This is a genomic window from Candidatus Nitrosacidococcus tergens (assembly GCF_902810445.1).
Lineage (GTDB): Bacteria > Pseudomonadota > Gammaproteobacteria > Nitrosococcales > Nitrosococcaceae > Nitrosacidococcus > Nitrosacidococcus tergens.
In genome coordinates this window covers 681,467-699,438 of the sequence record NZ_LR778175.1, presented here as the reverse complement: position 1 = coordinate 699,438, position 17,972 = coordinate 681,467, and the positions used below count along the sequence as shown (strand labels likewise).

Below are 17,972 nucleotides of genomic sequence, written 5' to 3'. Positions count from 1 at the left end.
ATGACCTTCAAGCTTATTACATGTGATGGGGGAGGTATTAGAGGCTATATCACTTCATCTTTGATCTTGGAACTTAACAAAGAGACTCATGGAAACCTGTTGAGGTTGGCCGATGGGTTTGCAGGAACTTCAACCGGGGGGGCTGATTTCGATTGCTTTGGGTGCAGGCGTTGACATTAAAGAAGTGCGGAACATCTATGCTATCCAAGCTGCTGACATCTTCACTAAGGTCACTTGGGCTGATTGCTGGAGTGAGCGAGGAGAAGAGGCAACATCGGTTAGTGGTGCTGAACCTGGTGTTTTTTGCTGCAGCTATACAGCTGACGGGCTGACGAAAATTATGACCTCGCATATTGGTAACCGCACTTTCGGTGATCTACCGAGAGATAAGATGGTGATGGCAATCACAGCACAACTGGATGATCTTACCGCCTCGCCCGTACAGTGGAAGCTGGTAATGTTCAGTAATCAAGGACCAGAAAACTACAGTAAGGTTAAGCTTATTGACGCTTGCCTTGCTACTTCAGCTGCACCGGCTTATTTTCCCCCGTACGAGGTGCCAGGGATGGGGTTTTTTGCCGATGGTGGCATCTTTGCCAACAACCCAATTCTAAATAGTATTGAACTCGCTCAGCAAGGGCAGTTAGTGGCTGGATACTCAGAGGTCGAAGTAATCTCGTTCGGCACTGGATTGTCGCCTATGGGAATTCCACCTTCAGCAATCCCTAAACCAAAGACATGGGGAACGAGCACTTGGATGTATCCTTGCAAGGATAAAGATGTACCAGCAATGGCGCTTCTAAACGCAATGTTTAATCTTTCGTCATCGAACATCACTCGGATCGCAGAGGGGCTTCTGGGCGACTCATTGGTGCGAATTAACCCAGTGATGAGTCAAGAAGTTCCAATTGATTCCTATTCCCCAGCTGATTACACAGTAATGAATGAGGCAATTAAGTCAGCAAAAAAATCGCCAGAATGGTGTGCTGCTAAAGATATGATAAACAAATGGTGTAGATAAAATAGATTAAAATTCCTCCATGCAAAAAAAAGCATTTGAAGCAAATACAAATAACATAATAGGTATATGTTAGTTAATCACTAAAATTCACTATAGTTACGGTAGCATAGCTTTTACTATTTGTTTATTATCCATAAAAGGTAATCTATAGCTATAAATATGAGAATTTTATTGTTCTCATATTTAAATAGCTTAAACTCCGATTAATAAAGGGATACAGACTGCCTAAAATTATTAAAAAGGAAAAAATTAAGAAATAGGAAAAAAGAGCAATTAACAAAGTAAATTTACCCTCATTTATTCTGCAGAAGGCTGTAGGTTTTGAGTTGATTTTACTAAAAGCTGTCACTTCTATGGTGTAGATATAGAACCCAGTCCCCCTTACGGCAAGATTAGGCTATTATAGTGTTTTAGAGAGCGACAAGCAGTGGACTGATTAGCTTGATTGCTGATTGTGGCGAAGAGGGAGTTAGTGCTAAGGAAGCATGCGAAGAATTGAGTATACTTAAATCAACTTTATCTAGATTTAGAAAGCAGCTAAAAGATGAAAGCGTAATTTAAACTTCTATGAACAAAAAAAGACAACGAAAGATAGACTTAGCTGGTTGATAAAAACAGTGATAAGGTTAAAACTACATGAGCAAGTAATCGTTTGATAAAGCTTTATCATATTAAACTTAGTAATTAATTATTTTAGAGGTGACCAAGGTAACTAGTACAAATACGGTTACACTAGTTACCTTTAAAACAATTACTACTGGGACACAAACCAGAGATCAAAATATCCATTCTGTGGTATTTGACCATTATAAATAACACCCATTGCTGGAAGTTGATTTGAATAAACTAAATAACGCTGACCTTCTTGGAGAGAATTCAAAACATTTGCCCCTTCCGTAATGACTTGTTCTAGGCCATTATTTTTTGAGTATTTGCCTCTCGGGGCAGTTGCAAAAATGGTATTGCCGGCCCAGTCTTTGACACTGATTCCAGTGAGATTGAAATCGGTTAGGTTATTTTGCACAGAATGTGCATAGTCCAGAATATTCACTGATTGGATGGCAGATTTACGAGTGAATATAAATTCATCTTTACCCGAATCAGTACCACGCGTCCATGATACATCGACTTCACTATCTCCTACGTTAAGCTTATACTCTGTAGTATCCGAATAGTCCTGTAGCGTGAAATTGGGGCCGGTGATAGTTGGATCAGCAGCCATAAAATATAGAGATGGTTCAAGCTCAAATGTAACGATTTTACCAACATTTATAATATCATTTGCTCCTTTACCAACTGTTATAACCCTATTACCTCTGTTACTCCAAACTAAAACAATTCGAGTGTCTGGTGTATTGCATCCATTGACAATACCAGCTTGTTCTGGTTTAACATTATTTATATCTATGTTATCAATTTTGGGCGTTTGACCATTAGGGTTAATCGCTGTAAAGCACTGGCCAGGATTTATAGATGTTGGCGATCCCAAACCACCATTGATATCACCAACTGCAACAGAAATATCTATTGAAAAATCAAAGGGTATTATATAACCTTGTGAAGGATTTAAATCTTGCCAAGCAAAATATTGGTAATCAGATTGAGGCTGGACAGGTTTTAAGAATACAAGCACATGATTAGTTGTTTGGGTTGGTAAATTATTTTTAACATTAAATTTAACCGTTTTCATTTTTGGCTCCTAATACTTTAGACATAACGAATCTCCTAAGCAATAAATCAGAAATCTTTTATTTTTCCTTAATTCTTGATGATTAATTTATTCTCCTCCTAATTTAAAGAGTAAAAATGCTAGTTATTATGGTTGACTGACCCAGTATATTTCACTTTTCTACAAGCATCAGTACCTCTAATCTGTATTTCACTGCCACCTACAACATGCATCGCAGCTTCAAGCTGTGTTGAATTTGGTACATTTTTTTGGTTTCTTTCCACTATTACAAAATTCATGGGATTCCCTCTTAACTATTCATAAACGACTATGTGTATGTTGTACTAAGATAAATCTATGATAAATATCGATAACCAGATATAGAGGCAATCTCCCACAACCCTATCCGTAAAACACCCTACATATTTTCTGAAGGGATCTATAACTTTCAGGAAGAGATTTATACTTTTAGTTTGATTGCTGTGAGATGCAGCGATCAGAGTTCTTGCCATGCTTACTCAACTATCCCTACACGAACTGCATAACGCACCACGTCAGCCACGGAATGTGCTTGGATCTTGTTCATCAGTCGGTCACGATAAGTATCCACTGTTCGCGGACTGATATTCATATGTCGGGCAATTTCTTTGCTGCTTTTTCCCAAGGCGATCAAACGAATTACCTCCTGTTCCTTCGGCGAGGGTGTTGCGGCAGTCTTTTTTTGATGCTTCAGTTGGCGAAGCTTGGAGCAGATATCGGAAGATATGAAGATGCTGCCGGTGTTTATGATCTGTAAAGCGGTCAACAAATTTTTGAAATTATCGTTCTTGAGGACGTAGCCTGAAACACCTGCTTCTTGAGCATAAATGGCAACACTAGGGTCCTCTTGAGCAGTGAGCAGAATGATTTGCGTAGCAAGACCAGCCATAATCGTTTTGCAGGCGACTTCAATGCCAGTCATTTTTGGCATACAGATCTCAACAATAGCTATATCGGGCTTGTATTTCTGAATGAGATACCATGCATCTAGACCGTTGTCAGCTTGTGCCAGAGCCGTGATTCCTTCCGTTGCATTTAGAAGAGCAGCTAGACCTTGACGGAATATTTCGTGTTTATCGGCAAGTATAATGCTTATCGGCATAATAGCTCATCTAAAGTCAGACAATATGAAATTATTAATTATCTAGCCGGTGCAACAATAATACTCCCATTTTTAGTAATAGATTGCAAATGAACGTGATGTGCCAGCAACAGCATCTTACTGATGTACTCGGAATCGTTGCTCTAGCGCATGCAGTCGGATCGCCCGTGCTATTTAATGATCTGCTAGAGCAAGCAGATCATTCCGCCGGTAGACTGAAATTCAAGTTCACTCTAGACCAAGATAAAGCCTAGGATAGGCTTCGATGATTAAATGTAAAGGTAATTCCCCACAATTCTGTCCGTAAAATCCCCTACATATTTTCTGAAGGGCTTTATACTTCTTCTAGTCTGATCACCATGAGATGCGGTATATCCGTTTGCGATTTCATGTGAATCTCTTGATGTTGTGTAGGTATACAAAGCAGAGCCTAAAGATTCAGTTGCGTTGAGCTGTGGTCAAACGCACCAATCTGTCGGCAATGATCTCGTTTTCCTATGATAATGATAACTTGGGCTGGTAGTGATAGTAACTCTTGCTGATACAATTCTGTGCATATGATACAGATTGAGCACCTTGTGCACCGTCTTTTTACATCGAAAATGTAATAATCGATCGAACATTACGACTGTGCACATTGTGTCGTTAGCCAAGGCACCAGATCACTAAAGGGTAAATTACTGGTCAGTAGCGTGTTGCTACAATATTTGCAGGTAAGTCTTGAGTTTGCCCTGTTGGTACGCTGTTGCCAGCTGCAGCATTAAATCTGCTGCAGCGGACCTTGATATTGTTCATCAAAGCCTTGTACCCTAGGGCAATAGCCAGATAGATTTTGCCAATGTTACAGCCAGAGTAGTAGCAACCCTGAAAGTTGTTATTAAGTCACTTGCTTAAAAGAGGCAATAGAAAATTAACTACCAGCCAAATCCAAACCAGCCACCCGGACCACCAAACTCAGCAAAACCACCTACAGGAGGAACTGGCATAACAGGTACAGGTACTACCTCTATCACACTAGGTGCTGGATAAACCATTCTTGGTGGATAGCCCATATAATTGTTTCCTGCATAGGGATTACCATAGATAGGTGTAGAAGGTATGACTTCTACTATCTCTGGTCCTTGATAGATTATTTCTTCTGATGGGTAACCTCCCGCATAAGGGTAACCTACTCTATAAAGATTATAAGTAGTTAATGATTGTCCTACTGCATTGGTTGTTGCCAATATTAACCCTATGAATAATATCTTTTTCATCATGGTACTCCTCCACAATAAAAAATTAAAACTACCTCTCTTTTTTTAAGAATAGAACTATTTTTTGTATTTTCCAGTAGGGAAACAATTTAAATTTTTAACTAATCTGCCCATAAACTGGCAGCAATAAGCACTGGGACAAAAGTAAGTGCCGCTAAAGGTGAATGGAAAACAAACTCAGAGAAATAAGCTATTTTCTCAAAAAATAGAAATATATTATCCATAAGTAATGATTGTTAACCTAAATTGATATAATTAGCCTGCTTTTCGAAATGTTAAGTTAATCCGTTGTTTACCTAATAATGGATGATCTGATTCTGCAATAGAAAGTACCCCATGATATCGAAGTCTATCTACTCCACCCCATACTACAATATCTCCATGGTAAATAGGGAATTTTTGAAGGGAATCTTTTCGTTTTAAGCCTCCAAATAAAAATACTGCCCTAATTCCTAGGGATACAGACACAATAGGTGCACTTAAATCTTGTTCGTCTCGATCTTGGTGGAGACTTAATCGGGTACTAGGGGAATAAGAATTAATCAGACAAGCATCAGGAATAAATTTAGAAAATCCTACACTTTTAGCCGCATTATAGGCTAGTTTTAAAAATACTTTAGGTAAGAGTGGCCAATCTTGCCCTGTTTCGGGATCTTGTTGGGTATAGCAGTACCCCTTTTTACTACTGGTCCAACCTAAACTTCCACAGTTACTCATAGCGACTGACATTTTTTGTCCATTAGGAGTCATCATATGCCGTAAAGGTGCTTGAATTAATATAGTGCTTAAAACGGTTAAAATACTATTTACATAGGGCAGTGCGTAGCCACGCAGTATATAAGCTTGGGCACCAATAGACTGACGTACATCTCCATTTACCTTAGAAAATAGATCATCAGAAAAATTATCGGGCATCATGGAAAATAATGCCTAATGTATAGCGATTACCTGAATGTAAGCGGCTTACACCGTGACGCATATTTACTCGATAAAATCCCCGTTTACCCTCAATGGGTCTCTGGCTTACTGGAAAAATAACTCCATCTCCACAATGTAATGAAACTACTTCAACTCGAGATTGCATCCGTGGTCGTTGCTCGGTCAATACAAATTCCCCTCCAGTAAAATCTTGATAGGGCTGAGATAATAGCATAGTCATCTGCAATGGAAAAATTTCTGTTCCATAAATATCTTGATGTAAACAGTTATAATCTCCCATTTCATATTTAAGAATTAGAGGAGTGGGTCGAGTTTGCTCTAGGATGTGGCATTTTTGTAGATATTCTCTATACACTTTAGGATAGAGAGTCTCTATATTCAATTGCTGATACCATTGGTTAGCTAGGTGTGCTAAATATGGATAAAATTCACTTCTCAGTTTCTCTATAATAGTGGGTAAAGGATAAGTGAAATACTTATATTCTCCTTGACCAAAATTGTAGCGAGCCATGGTGATTTTGCTTCGATATAAGGAATCATTACCATATTAAGCAATGAGTGTTTGGCACTCTTTTAAATCCAATAAATTTGAAATTTTCCCATAGCCATAAGTATTTAAATCTTGATAAATTTGATTCCAAGGTAAATGAGAAATAGATTTCATATTCCTATAGTAATTTTTAAGATAATTAATCTGAATTTGCTTAATACTCTTCAAAGGTAAGGTAAAAGCTGATAGGTTTCTATTATGACTGATCAAGATTTATTGTATCGTTTCTTATTTGAAGAAGCAGAAATTCGGGGAGAATGGGTGCAATTAAATACCAGCTGGCAAACTATTCTCTCTTATAATGCTTATCCCCCTGCTATTCAAACTCAGTTAGGTCAGCTATTGGCTGCCGGAGTATTACTTTCTGCTACCCTTAAATTTAAAGGTACACTGATTATTCAAGTACAAAGCGCAGGACCTATTAAAGCATTAGTAGCACAAGTATCTCACCAACGAGCTATTCGAGGGCTAGCTCGATGGGAAGGAGAAATTTCTCCACAAGAATCATTTTCAGAGCTCTACCATTCTGGTCAGCTCACTTTAACCTTGCAAAGAGAAGGCGCCTCCCCTTACCAAGGCACCGTTCCTTTAGAAGGAGAGAGTTTAGCCGAAGCATTACAATCTTATTTTATTCGATCTGAGCAGTTGCAAACTCGGATATGGTTAGAATCTAATGGAAAAAAAGCGGCAGGTTTTTTCTTACAAGAATTACCTAGCCAACAAGATCATGAAGTCAATTGGAAGTCTATTACTTTACTTGCTAACACAATTACCTCAGAAGAGCTATTAAACCTTCCCTGTACAGAATTACTTTATCGCCTCTTTCATGAAGAGCAAGTACGTTTATTTGATCCAGAGCCTGTATTTTTTCGTTGTAGCTGCAGTAAAGAACGTATTGAGCGTACGCTGGTTACTTTAGGGGAAAAGGAGGTGAGACTAGCTCTAGCAGAGCAAGAGAAAATAGAAGTTACTTGTGAGTTTTGTAATCGACAATATAGTTTTGATTCAGTAGATATTACCCAGCTATTTAGCAGTGGAATTAAAACCCCTACTTCATCCACTCATCACTAAACCATGGATGGATACAGTATCACAAATTAAATTAATTTCTTTTGATTTAGACGAAACGCTCTGGCCTAGTACAGAGGTATTAAGAAAGGCAGAAGAAGTTCAGCTTCAATGGCTAGAAAAAAAAGCCCCTCGCTTAACTTTAGTACATAATATTGAGAGTTTAAAAGAGCACAGACAGCTTGTACGCAAAGTATACCCAGAAATAGCCTATAATCTTACTGCGGTGCGGATGATTTCTTTAAGTCAGCTCTTAAAAGAATTTGGCTATTCTTTAGCTTTGGCTAAAGAAGCGATAAATATTTTTCTTGAAGCACGTAATCAAATAACACCCTATCCAGATGTAATTCCTGTGCTTGAGTATTTGATAAAAAACTATACGTTAGCATCTATAACGAATGGAAATGCAGAAGTAAGCCAAACGTCTTTAAAGAATTATTTTCAAATTTCTTTAACACCAGCTATTGCAGGTACTGCTAAACCTGATCCAGATATGTTTTATCAAATACTTAAGAAAGTTAGAATCAAGCCATATCAGGCTATTCATATCGGAGATCATCCAACTTACGATATTGTTGCAGCTCAACAGGTAGGAATGCATGCTATTTGGATTAATCGTAATGAAATGATGTGGCCAGAGGAACTACCTCCTCCTAACAGCATGATTAATAATCTTTATGAATTAGAGCAGTGGCTATAATAGATTAATACTCACTTTCTCTTAAACTAAATTTATTAAGGTAAAAGTAAATATTTATGAATAATACGGCGAGCATGAAATCTTCTACTCATTCTGCATTTAAGTGGTTACGGAGCCAGCGAATTGATTCTCTTAATCTGACCGTAGAAGAATATGATCATAATAAAACTGGAGCGAAACATTTCCATTTAGCAGCAGATCACCCAGAAAATGGCTTTTTAGTTGCGTTCCGTACGATTCCAATGGATTCTACTGGGGTTGCTCATATTTTAGAGCATACCGTGCTATGCGGTAGTAAAAAATATCCCGTCAGAGATCCTTTCTTCATGATGCTACGCCGATCTTTAAATACCTTTATGAATGCCATGACGAGTTCAGATTGGACAGCTTACCCATTTTCTAGTCAAAATGTGAAAGATTTTAATAATTTACTGCAAGTTTATTTAGATGCAGTATTTTTTGCCAATTTAGATTATTTTGATTTTTCTCAAGAAGGTCACCGAGTAGAGTTTGAAGAACCTAATAATCCCCAAAGCGATCTAGTATTTAAAGGAGTAGTATTTAATGAGATGAAAGGAGCGATGAGTGCTCCTACTTCTATGTTATGGCATACCCTTTCTAGTCATTTATTTCCTACCACAACTTATCACTATAATAGTGGCGGCGAGCCCAGTTGTATTCCAGATTTAACCTATGATCAGCTCAAAGCATTCTATGAAACTCACTATCACCCCTCTAATGCAATTTTTATGACTTTTGGGGATATTCCAGCCCAAAAACATCACGAATGTTTAGAGTCTTATGCTCTTTCTTCCTTTGATCGCCAAAATCTTCACTTTAAAGTTTCTGATGAAAAACGTTACCATACACCCGTTCAAATTGAAGAAACCTATGCGTTAGATTCTGAAGAAGCTATTAATAAAACTCATATTGTATTAGGTTGGCTTTTAGGTAAAAGCACTGACTTAGCTGCTCAATTAAGAGCTCATTTACTCTCTGAGGTATTATTAGAGAATAGTGCCTCACCCCTACGCTATTTACTAGAAACTTGTAGGTTAGGATCTTCCCCTTCTCCTTTATGTGGTTTAGAAGAAAGCAATCGAGAGATGAGCTTTGTCTGCGGTATTGAAGGATCCGATCCTAAACATGCAGACACCCTTGAGAAGAGAATATTAGAAGTTTTAGAAGAAGTAGCTGAAAAAGGTATTCCTCAAGAACAAGTAGATGCGGTACTTCATCAGTTAGAATTACACCAAAGAGAAGTGGGTGGCGATCGAATGCCTTATGGGCTTCAATTATTATTAGGAGGACTATCCAGTGCGATTCATTATGGAGATCCGGTGGGGTTATTAAATCTTGATCCTGCTTTAGCACAACTTCGACAGGAAATTAAAAATCCTAACTTTATTCAAAATTTAGTACGGGAAAATTTGCTCAATAACCTCCACCGAGTTCGTTTAATACTAAAACCAGATTCCCACTTAAGCACAAAACGAACTGAGATAGAAAAATCTAGACTCGCTCAGCTTAAATCTCAAATGAGTGAAGCACAGAAACAAACTGTTGTAGATTTAGCCGCTACCCTCACAGCTCGTCAACAAAAGCAGGATAATCCTGATATTTTGCCTAAAGTAGGAATTGAAGATGTTTCCTCAGATTTAACTATTCCTCAAGGGAAAAAAGCTAAAGTGGGTAATTTACCCCTTACCTCCTACAGTCAAGGGACTAATGGTCTTGTTTATCAACATATTGTGATTGATTTACCTTATTTAGAGGATGAGTTATTAGCAGTATTGCCTCATTATAGTGCTTGTTTAACAGAGTTGGGGGTAGGAAATCGAGACTATCGCCAAACCCAGATTTGGCAAAGTAGTATCAGTGGCGGAATCAGTGCAAGTACCACTTTACGCAGCGCTATTGATGATTTACAACAGACAAATAGCCATTTTATTTTTTCAGGCAAAGCGTTAAATCGAAATCACAGGGCATTAAATGAATTACTACAAGCTACCCTAGAATCGGTAAGATTTGATGAGCTAGATCACTTACGAGAAATCATGGCACAACGCAGATCAGGATGGGAAGATAGTATTACTGGCAGTGGTCATAGTCTTGCTATGCTCGCAGCATCTAGCGGTATGAGCCCCTCTGCTGCCCTTTCCCATCACTTAACTGGTCTTGCTGGTATTTCTTTCTTGCAAAAATTGGATTCAAGCCTGGAAAATAAAAAATCTTGTGAAGAATTAGCATATAAATTCCAGCAAATTCATAAACGTATTTTATCTGCTCCTCGCCAATTACTGTTAATTAGCGAAGAAGAACATCAATCAGAGTTTCTTCAAAATTTATCTCAATATTGGGGACAGAGTAGCAACACTGATTCTAGTACTTTTACTAGACTAACATTACCGAAAATACAAGAATCGGTATATCAGGCGTGGACTGCTAATACCCAAGTTAATTTCTGTGCTAAAGCCTATCCTACTGTACCTATTGATCATCCAGATGCTGCTGCTCTTTCAGTACTTGGTGGTTTTTTACGTAATAACTATTTACACCGTACTATCCGTGAACAAGGAGGTGCTTATGGGGGAGGCGCTGGTCAAGATTCGGAAAGCGGTGCTTTTCGCTTTTTCTCCTATCGGGATCCTCGGCTTACTGAGACTCTTAAAGACTTTGATCAATCAGTACAGTGGCTATTAGACAATGATCATCCATGGCGTTTAGTGGAAGAAGCTATTTTAGGTGTGATTAGTGCCATTGATAAGCCAAAATCCCCTGCTGGGGAAGCTAGAAGTACTTTTTATAATGAACTTTATGGGCGTACCCCAGAGCAATGTCGCCGTTTTCGTAATCGTATTTTAGAAGTTCAATTGAATAATCTTAAAGAGGTAGCAGAAAAATACCTTCAGCCCGAAAAAGCCAGTGTTGCTATCCTTACTAATACAGCTAGGCTTGAGCAATTAGATGGTCTTGGATTGACTGCATATCATCTATAAAAGCTATGAGAGCAGGATTTATTGGACTAGGTGCTATGGGTATACCTATGGCACGAAATTTAGCCAAAAATAGATTTTTGTCTACTGTTTGGAATAGAACTCAGAGTGTAGCGGATACTCTTGCAAAAGAGTTACGTGTTGCATCAGCACAACAGCTTAAAGATCTTGCAGAAAAAACAGAAATTATCTTTATCTGTGTCTCTAAAGATGAGGATGTACTTGCTGTTATAGATAGTTTGCATCCCTATTTTAGTAAACAGCATATTATTATAGACTGCTCTACTACCAGCAGTGAAACTGCGAGAAAAGTAGCTTGTATTGTTCGCAGTAAAGGGGGAGATTTTCTAGATTCTCCTGTTTCAGGAGGGGTAGAAGGAGCTTGCCAAGGTACACTCGCTTTTATGGTAGGTGGAAATGCAAATGCATTAAATACAGTCTATCCTTTGCTTAATGCTATGGGTAATTCTATTACCCATATGGGAGAGGTAGGAACGGGACAGGCGACCAAAGCGGTAAATCAAGTCATGGCAGCAGGTATTAATGAAGCAGTTACAGAAGCACTGGCTTTTGGTCAAGCACAGGGACTAGATATGAGTAAAGTAATAGAGGTGATTACTCAAGGTGCAGCAAGTAACTGGTTTTTAAAACACAGAGGGAACACCATGATGAAAGAAATTTTTAATCATGGATTTAAATTAAAATTACACCAAAAAGATTTACAAATTTGTAAGGAAATTGGGGAACAATTAGGCATTAATCTACCTCTCACTGAAACAGCTTTTACTCATTATCAAACATTAATAGATCAGGGATTTGGAGAAGAAGATATTTCTGCCCTATTTAGGCTAAAATCCCGCTTATCTTGACACTGTATAACAAAGGTAAAAATAAAAGAATATGGCTAAATTTTTCATTAGTACGGGTGCATCTTTTGCCGCTTTAGGTATCCTTTTAGGTGCTTTTGGTGCCCATGGATTAAAAAATAGATTAGAAACCCGTATGCTAGAAATATGGCATACCGGGGTAAATTATCATATGTACCATGCTTTAGGGCTTATTTTTATCGGAATTTTATTACATCAACTTGGAGATAGCTCATTCATTAAATGGTCAGGCAGGCTTATGATTACAGGAATTATTCTGTTTTCTGGTAGTCTTTATCTACTTGCATTTACTGGGATACGGTGGTTAGGTGCAATTACTCCTCTAGGTGGTATAAGCTTTATTATTGCTTGGTTACTACTTAGTTTTGCTCTTTTACGTGCTAATTATTAAAAACAATAGTTCTGTTTATTTTTACTATGCCCATCTTAGATCAAGCATTAATTAATCGAAAAATAAAAATAAATCAGCAAGGAAGGCATTTTATTAAGGGCAACTCCATTACCCCTCCTTTCCCTGAAAAGATGGAAAAAATTTTATTTGGCATGGGGTGTTTTTGGGGGGCAGAGAGAAAGTTTTGGGAGCTCGATGATGTGTATACTACTGGTGTAGGTTATAGCGGGGGCTATACCTTTAACCCCTCTTACCAAGAAGTATGCACAGGTATTACAGGCCATGCTGAGGTAGTATTAGTAGTTTTTGACTCAAATATTATTTCCTATCAAGATCTACTAAAAGTATTTTGGGAATCCCACGATCCTACCCAAGGAATGCGCCAAGGTAATGATGTAGGCACTCAATACCGATCGGCTATTTACACTTATAATGGGCGACAAAATCAAGCAGCAGAAGAATCTAAATCCATATATGAAAATACCTTAAAACAAGCAGGATTTAGAGCTATTTCAACTGAAATTAAATCAGCTCCAAAATTTTACTATGCTGAACCTTATCACCAGCAGTATTTAGCTAAAAATCCAGATGGCTACTGCGGAGTAGGAGGTACAGGTGTTCTTTTTCCATCTTAATTAATCTCTAATAATTAAGAAAAACTAGTATTTAATATGGACGTTCTAGCTCGTAAATCTCAATATAACGCCAATAAGCTTCAGAAAAAATTACGCCGTTTGGTAGGGCAAGCTATTGATGATTTCAATATGATTGAAGCTGGAGATCGGGTAATGGTATGCCTTTCTGGAGGAAAAGACAGCTATGGGCTTTTGGATATTTTACTTAATCTTCAAAAACATGCACCTATTTCATTTGAAATTATTGCAGTTAATTTAGATCAAAAGCAACCTAGCTTTCCAGAATATTTGTTGCCTGAATACTTAGAATCGATTCAAGTGCCCTATCGCATTGTTGAACAAGATACCTATAGTGTAGTTAAACGAGTCATTCCAGAGGGGAAAACCACTTGTTCTCTTTGCTCCCGCTTGCGACGAGGAATCCTCTATGGTACTGCTGAAAAATTAGGAGCTACTAAAATCGCACTAGGACACCATAGAGATGATATTCTGGAGACGCTACTGCTAAATATGTTTTATGGAGGCACACTTAAGGGAATGCCGCCAAAATTATTAAGTGATGATGGTAAAAATATTGTCATTCGCCCTCTTGCTTATTGCCGAGAAAAAGATTTAGCAGCTTACGCACTCATTAAAGAATTTCCCATTATTCCTTGTAATCTTTGCGGCTCTCAGCCTAATTTGCAACGGCAAGTCATTAAAGAGATGCTTCAGAGCTGGGATAAGAAATTTCCTGGCAGACTAGAAACCATGTTTCGTGCATTACAGCATGTTAAACCTTCTCATCTAGCTGATCCTAGTTTATATGAATTTAATCATATTAAGCAGCAAGAGACTCCTTTTCCAGACGGAGATAAAGCCTTTGATGAGGAGGTTCTCTTTGATTTTTCAAAAATGTTTTCGTCAATTGATAGTAATCAAGAAGTTTAAAAACTATATTTCTCACACCTTCTAATAAATTCTTCTCTTTCTTCCGCAAGAATAATTGGTAACAGGGATTTGTTTAAGTAGCAAACACCCTAGTTTATAATTGGATCTTTGTATTTAGAACCCGCTTACTTGTAATGCTAAGTGGCTGAATTGTTTTTCATTTAAAACTTAAAGAGTCGGATACAGCTATGCGAATTTGTGTTAAAAGCGATAGAAAATACAAAAACCTATTGTATGCCTAGACAAGACAAAATCATCTCTATCATTTAACTGTATTAACTATAAATAATCTAGGAGACCAATTGTGTCCGATGACATTAAAGCATTTGAGAAATTTATTGAGTATGTAAACACCAATTCTCAATCATGCGTGGCCTATAGAATGTTGAGTACTTGGTGCTTGCTGTTCTCCCTGTCAAATAGTTTATTCACTTTCATATTTTTACAGGAGAATACACATGCCTGACTTCGACTTTAATTCACACAACGAAGCAATCGACCTTTCTACTTCTTCCAATACATCTACGCTCACCCCGGTAAGTGGAGGGATAAAGAACAATGGTAAAAAGCAAAAGGTAGTAGCAGGCGATACAATTCCACAACTAAAATTGTATGTCCAAAACGAGGGAAAATAATGGTTAGGTGTTTGTGGTATATGGCCTAAACTTTGGAAGAATGGTGAACTCTCAAAAACCAATTGCCAATACGATTCATTATTCAAAGCATGTTCAAACGGAAACTCAATCAACGTAACAATCCAATCTAATTGTACTAACCAGAACAACTCTGTCCTTTTCAAATCAGGAGACGATGTTGATGAAACAATTACATTGGTTGTGGCTGAAGGTAAGACTGGACGGATGGTCAATGGCAAACAAGTCGTTGAAACAACTGAAGTCACTATTACTTCAGTCAGCAAAGTAACATTTATCTAACACTGTATTACCTTGCACACTGAATGGGATGTAATCTCATTCTTGTGTAAGGTCTTACTGCACAGCAATCTAAGAGATAAATCATGAACAAGCAACAACAAAAGGAATTAGATACTATTAACCTAGAGCTAAAGCATCCTGATAACATGACTTTGACTGGATACATTCGTAGGTTGCCAGCAGAGAAAGCTATCAGGAAAGCATTAGTTATTGCTTACGGAAAGAAAGATGCGAAATATCTGAGTAAGATTATCCTGAATGGACATATTGCCATGCATGAGATAACCACAAAGGAGAAAGAGCTACTGAAATTCCGAGATAAGTATCATCTTACCTGAGTTCCAATCTCTGGTAACACTCAGGAATACATCCAAAAATATGCCATATGCAGTTGAATTTGGTACATTTAGATCAAAGAATTCCAGTTCGGATTAAAATTGATTACAGTACCTCCAGGCTTATTATTAGCCGCAGGCCTCACCACAACTCATCCAATGGCTAAAAAATAAGTTAGCTTACACTTCCCTGTGCTTTTTCTGTAAAAAACAGAATTCCTAAACTTTATAACCTCTTAAGTTCGAAGCGTTTTAGCTGCTTCAACCATAGTACATAAAGCAGCTTCTACCTCTTCCCATCCTCTGGTTTTTAATCCGCAATCTGGATTAACCCAAAGTCGCTCTGATGGCACATATCTTGCTGCTTTTCGCATTAAACTCACAATTTGTTCCGAGGTAGGCACGTTTGGTGAGTGGATATCGTAAACTCCTGGCCCTACTTCGTTAGGATAATTAAAGGTAGCAAATGCTTGTAATAACTCTCCATCCGAACGAGAGGTTTCAATAGTAATTACATCCGCATCCATAGCAGCAATGGAAGCAATAATATCATTGAATTCTGAGTAGCACATATGAGTATGAATTTGGGTGCTATCCTCTACTCCAGCGGCAGAAATCTGGAAACAGCGTACCGCCCAATCTAGGTATTCATTCCAATCTGCTTTCCTCAGGGGTAGCCCTTCCCTAAAGGCAGGTTCATCAATTTGTATAACTTTAATACCTGCTTTTTCTAAATCTACCACTTCATCTCGGATAGCAAGGGCGATTTGCAAGCAAGTGTCTGCTCTAGGTTGATCATCTCGCACAAAAGACCATTGTAAAATGGTAACCGGTCCAGTGAGCATCCCTTTAACCCATTTACTAGTTAAGGATTGAGCATATTTAATCCAATCTACTGTCATAGGATTGGGACGTGCTATATCTCCATAGATAATAGGAGGTTTGACACAGCGAGAACCATAACTTTGTACCCATCCATATTGAGTGAATGCAAATCCATCCAGTTGTTCTCCAAAATACTCTACCATGTCGTTGCGTTCAGCTTCCCCATGAACCAGCACATCTAAACCATATTTTTCTTGCTCGACAATTGCTTTTTTAATCTCTTCTTTCATGTGCATATCATATTCTGCTTCAGAAATGATATTTTTCTTAAATTCTTGTCGTGCTTTACGAATATTAGCTGTTTGAGGGAAAGAGCCAATAGTAGTAGTTGGGTATGGTGGTAGATTTAGTGCTTCCTTTTGAGCTTTAGCCCGATCGGCATAGGAGCTTTGGCGCTGAGTTAACTTATCATTTACTCCAGCTACCCTCTCTCTTACTTTGGCTTGATGAGTGCGAGTAGATTGACGGCGGCTTTGCTGAGCAGCAGTAGAAGCTTGTAAATCATGAGCAACAGTCTGTTTACCCTCTGTTAGCGCACGTTTTAGAGTAGCTACTTCTTTAGTTTTTTGGGTAGCAAAAGCGAGCCATGATTTTAATTCACCATCTAATTTAAATTCTAAACCTAGATCTGCTGGGCTATGTAATAAAGAGCAGGATGGAGCCACCCATAAACGATCCCCTAACCGTTCTTTTATATACTCAAGTGTTTTTAAGTTGGCTTCAAGATCATTACGCCAAATATTTCGACCATCCACAATACCAACTGAGAGTACTTTATAGGCAGGAAGCTCATCGAGTACTTTAGTGATCTGAGCAGGAGCACTGGTTAAATCAATATGCAATCCTTCAGTAGGTAAGCGGCAAGCAAGCTGAGTATTATCTCCTAAGGCACCAAAATAGGTAGCTAAAAGTATTTTTAATCCTGAATTAGCTAATTGGGCATAAGCTTTTTCAAATCCAGTTTTCCAGTCATTAGGTAAATCTAAAACTAAAATTGGCTCATCAATCTGGACCCATTCTACTCCTTGAGATTTCAATCTTTCTAGTACTTGCCCATAAACTGGTAAAAGTTTATCAAGTAAGGAAAATTTATCAAAATCTTCTCCCTTAGCTTTTCCCAGCCATAAGAAACTTAATGGACCTAGAATTACAGGTTTTACAGGTACATCAAGCTTTTGAGCGGCAACCACTTTCTCAAAAAGCATATTACTGGATATAGAAAAATCCTGATGATCTTGAAATTCTGGTACAATGTAATGATAGTTGGTATTAAACCATTTAGTCATTTCACAGGCAGCCGCTTCTGTACCATGGACACTGCGACCTCTTGCCATCCTAAAATAGGTATCCAAATCCACACCCCCACCTGGGTGACCAAATCTAGGAGGAATTACTCCAAGCAAAACCGACATATCAAGTACATGATCATACCAAGAAAAATCACCCACCGGGATTAGATCCAGTCCTGCATTTTTTTGTCTCTGCCAGTGTAAGTTTTGTAAATCTTGACCAACTTTTATTAATTCTTCTTGACTTAGCTGTCCTTTCCAATAGTTTTCTAAGGCCCACTTCAGCTCTCGCTTATCTCCCATTCTGGGGAACCCCAAATTATGCGCTAAAATCACAAATAAATT

The 17,972-nt window shown here is 38.1% G+C and carries 17 protein-coding genes; 9 read left to right on the top strand and 8 right to left on the bottom strand.

Features of this window, described 5'->3' with window-relative positions; all coding sequences use genetic code 11:
- The first annotated feature begins 112 nt into the window (after positions 1-112).
- Complete coding sequence (locus NSCAC_RS03390) at positions 113-1,021, top strand: patatin-like phospholipase family protein (protein WP_197745019.1); 909 nt, start codon at positions 113-115, stop codon at positions 1,019-1,021.
- A gap of 754 nt (positions 1,022-1,775) precedes the next feature.
- Here the strand turns inward: NSCAC_RS03390 and NSCAC_RS03385 are convergent.
- From NSCAC_RS03385 to NSCAC_RS03360, 7 genes are all read right to left on the bottom strand, one after another.
- Positions 1,776-2,711, bottom strand: a complete 936-nt coding sequence (locus tag NSCAC_RS03385) for a hypothetical protein (RefSeq protein ID WP_197745018.1) — start codon at positions 2,709-2,711, stop codon at positions 1,776-1,778.
- A 119-nt stretch (positions 2,712-2,830) separates the two neighbouring features.
- Positions 2,831-2,989, bottom strand: a complete 159-nt coding sequence (locus NSCAC_RS03380; RefSeq protein ID WP_197745017.1) for a hypothetical protein — start codon at positions 2,987-2,989, stop codon at positions 2,831-2,833.
- 215 nt (positions 2,990-3,204) lie between these two features.
- Positions 3,205-3,831, bottom strand: a complete 627-nt coding sequence (locus tag NSCAC_RS03375; protein WP_197745016.1) for a response regulator — start codon at positions 3,829-3,831, stop codon at positions 3,205-3,207.
- A 914-nt stretch (positions 3,832-4,745) separates the two neighbouring features.
- On the bottom strand, positions 4,746-5,090 hold the full coding sequence (locus NSCAC_RS03370; RefSeq protein WP_197745015.1) for a hypothetical protein: 345 nt from the start codon (positions 5,088-5,090) through the stop codon (positions 4,746-4,748).
- A gap of 98 nt (positions 5,091-5,188) precedes the next feature.
- On the bottom strand, positions 5,189-5,311 hold the full coding sequence (locus tag NSCAC_RS08885; protein WP_269474128.1) for a hypothetical protein: 123 nt from the start codon (positions 5,309-5,311) through the stop codon (positions 5,189-5,191).
- Between the two features lie 31 nt (positions 5,312-5,342).
- Entirely contained in the window at positions 5,343-6,005 is a 663-nt protein-coding gene (gene alkB / locus NSCAC_RS03365; RefSeq protein ID WP_197745014.1) for a DNA oxidative demethylase AlkB, read from the bottom strand.
- A complete protein-coding gene (locus tag NSCAC_RS03360) occupies positions 5,992-6,537 on the bottom strand; it encodes a 2OG-Fe(II) oxygenase (RefSeq protein ID WP_197745013.1) in 546 nt (181 codons plus the stop codon). The genes alkB and NSCAC_RS03360 overlap by 14 nt, the downstream gene beginning before the upstream one ends.
- A 237-nt stretch (positions 6,538-6,774) precedes the next feature.
- Between NSCAC_RS03360 and hslO the strand changes: the two genes are divergently transcribed.
- The 8 genes from hslO (at position 6,775) to NSCAC_RS03320 (ending at position 15,456) form a co-directional block, all read left to right on the top strand.
- Entirely contained in the window at positions 6,775-7,647 is an 873-nt protein-coding gene (hslO, locus tag NSCAC_RS03355; protein WP_197745012.1) for an Hsp33 family molecular chaperone HslO, read from the top strand.
- Positions 7,610-8,344 (top strand): HAD family hydrolase, encoded by a 735-nt coding sequence (locus tag NSCAC_RS03350; protein WP_232085983.1) that lies wholly within the window; start codon positions 7,610-7,612, stop codon positions 8,342-8,344. Before hslO ends, NSCAC_RS03350 begins: the two co-directional genes overlap by 38 nt.
- Before the next feature lie 74 nt (positions 8,345-8,418).
- Positions 8,419-11,343: an insulinase family protein gene (locus NSCAC_RS03345; protein WP_232085982.1), complete on the top strand. Its 2,925-nt coding sequence runs from the start codon at positions 8,419-8,421 to the stop codon at positions 11,341-11,343.
- A gap of 5 nt (positions 11,344-11,348) precedes the next feature.
- The gene (locus tag NSCAC_RS03340; protein WP_197745009.1) at positions 11,349-12,209 is read left to right on the top strand and encodes an NAD(P)-dependent oxidoreductase; all 861 of its coding nucleotides are present in this window, start codon (positions 11,349-11,351) and stop codon (positions 12,207-12,209) included.
- 31 nt (positions 12,210-12,240) lie between these two features.
- Entirely contained in the window at positions 12,241-12,618 is a 378-nt protein-coding gene (locus tag NSCAC_RS03335; protein WP_197745008.1) for a DUF423 domain-containing protein, read from the top strand.
- A 26-nt stretch (positions 12,619-12,644) separates the two neighbouring features.
- Positions 12,645-13,253 (top strand): peptide-methionine (S)-S-oxide reductase MsrA, encoded by a 609-nt coding sequence (gene msrA, locus NSCAC_RS03330; protein ID WP_197745007.1) that lies wholly within the window; start codon positions 12,645-12,647, stop codon positions 13,251-13,253.
- Positions 13,254-13,289: 36 nt separating this feature from the next.
- Entirely contained in the window at positions 13,290-14,183 is an 894-nt protein-coding gene (gene ttcA, locus NSCAC_RS03325; RefSeq protein ID WP_197745006.1) for a tRNA 2-thiocytidine(32) synthetase TtcA, read from the top strand.
- 1,018 nt (positions 14,184-15,201) lie between these two features.
- On the top strand, positions 15,202-15,456 hold the full coding sequence (locus NSCAC_RS03320) for a hypothetical protein (protein ID WP_197745005.1): 255 nt from the start codon (positions 15,202-15,204) through the stop codon (positions 15,454-15,456).
- 233 nt (positions 15,457-15,689) lie between these two features.
- On the opposite strand, the gene metE is transcribed toward NSCAC_RS03320, so the two are convergent.
- Positions 15,690-17,963, bottom strand: coding sequence for a 5-methyltetrahydropteroyltriglutamate--homocysteine S-methyltransferase (gene metE / locus NSCAC_RS03315; protein WP_197745004.1), 2,274 nt, complete (start codon positions 17,961-17,963; stop codon positions 15,690-15,692).
- Positions 17,964-17,972: the final 9 nt, after the last annotated feature.

Excerpts from the sequence above, each read along its gene's own strand:
- NSCAC_RS03370 (WP_197745015.1), bottom strand. The coding sequence starts at position 5,090 with ATGATGAAAAAGATATTATTCATAGGGTTAATATTGGCAACAACCAAT.
- NSCAC_RS03320 (WP_197745005.1), top strand. The coding sequence starts at position 15,202 with ATGAACAAGCAACAACAAAAGGAATTAGATACTATTAACCTAGAGCTA.
- NSCAC_RS03340 (WP_197745009.1), top strand. The coding sequence starts at position 11,349 with ATGAGAGCAGGATTTATTGGACTAGGTGCTATGGGTATACCTATGGCA.
- NSCAC_RS03380 (WP_197745017.1), bottom strand. The coding sequence starts at position 2,989 with ATGAATTTTGTAATAGTGGAAAGAAACCAAAAAAATGTACCAAATTCA.
- NSCAC_RS03345 (WP_232085982.1), top strand. The coding sequence starts at position 8,419 with ATGAAATCTTCTACTCATTCTGCATTTAAGTGGTTACGGAGCCAGCGA.
- hslO (WP_197745012.1), top strand. The coding sequence starts at position 6,775 with ATGACTGATCAAGATTTATTGTATCGTTTCTTATTTGAAGAAGCAGAA.
- ttcA (WP_197745006.1), top strand. The coding sequence starts at position 13,290 with ATGGACGTTCTAGCTCGTAAATCTCAATATAACGCCAATAAGCTTCAG.
- NSCAC_RS08885 (WP_269474128.1), bottom strand. The coding sequence starts at position 5,311 with ATGGATAATATATTTCTATTTTTTGAGAAAATAGCTTATTTCTCTGAG.
- NSCAC_RS03390 (WP_197745019.1), top strand. The coding sequence starts at position 113 with ATGGGTTTGCAGGAACTTCAACCGGGGGGGCTGATTTCGATTGCTTTG.
- NSCAC_RS03360 (WP_197745013.1), bottom strand. The coding sequence starts at position 6,537 with ATGGCTCGCTACAATTTTGGTCAAGGAGAATATAAGTATTTCACTTAT.
- alkB (WP_197745014.1), bottom strand. The coding sequence starts at position 6,005 with ATGATGCCCGATAATTTTTCTGATGATCTATTTTCTAAGGTAAATGGA.
- NSCAC_RS03335 (WP_197745008.1), top strand. The coding sequence starts at position 12,241 with ATGGCTAAATTTTTCATTAGTACGGGTGCATCTTTTGCCGCTTTAGGT.
- NSCAC_RS03385 (WP_197745018.1), bottom strand. The coding sequence starts at position 2,711 with ATGAAAACGGTTAAATTTAATGTTAAAAATAATTTACCAACCCAAACA.
- NSCAC_RS03375 (WP_197745016.1), bottom strand. The coding sequence starts at position 3,831 with ATGCCGATAAGCATTATACTTGCCGATAAACACGAAATATTCCGTCAA.
- msrA (WP_197745007.1), top strand. The coding sequence starts at position 12,645 with ATGCCCATCTTAGATCAAGCATTAATTAATCGAAAAATAAAAATAAAT.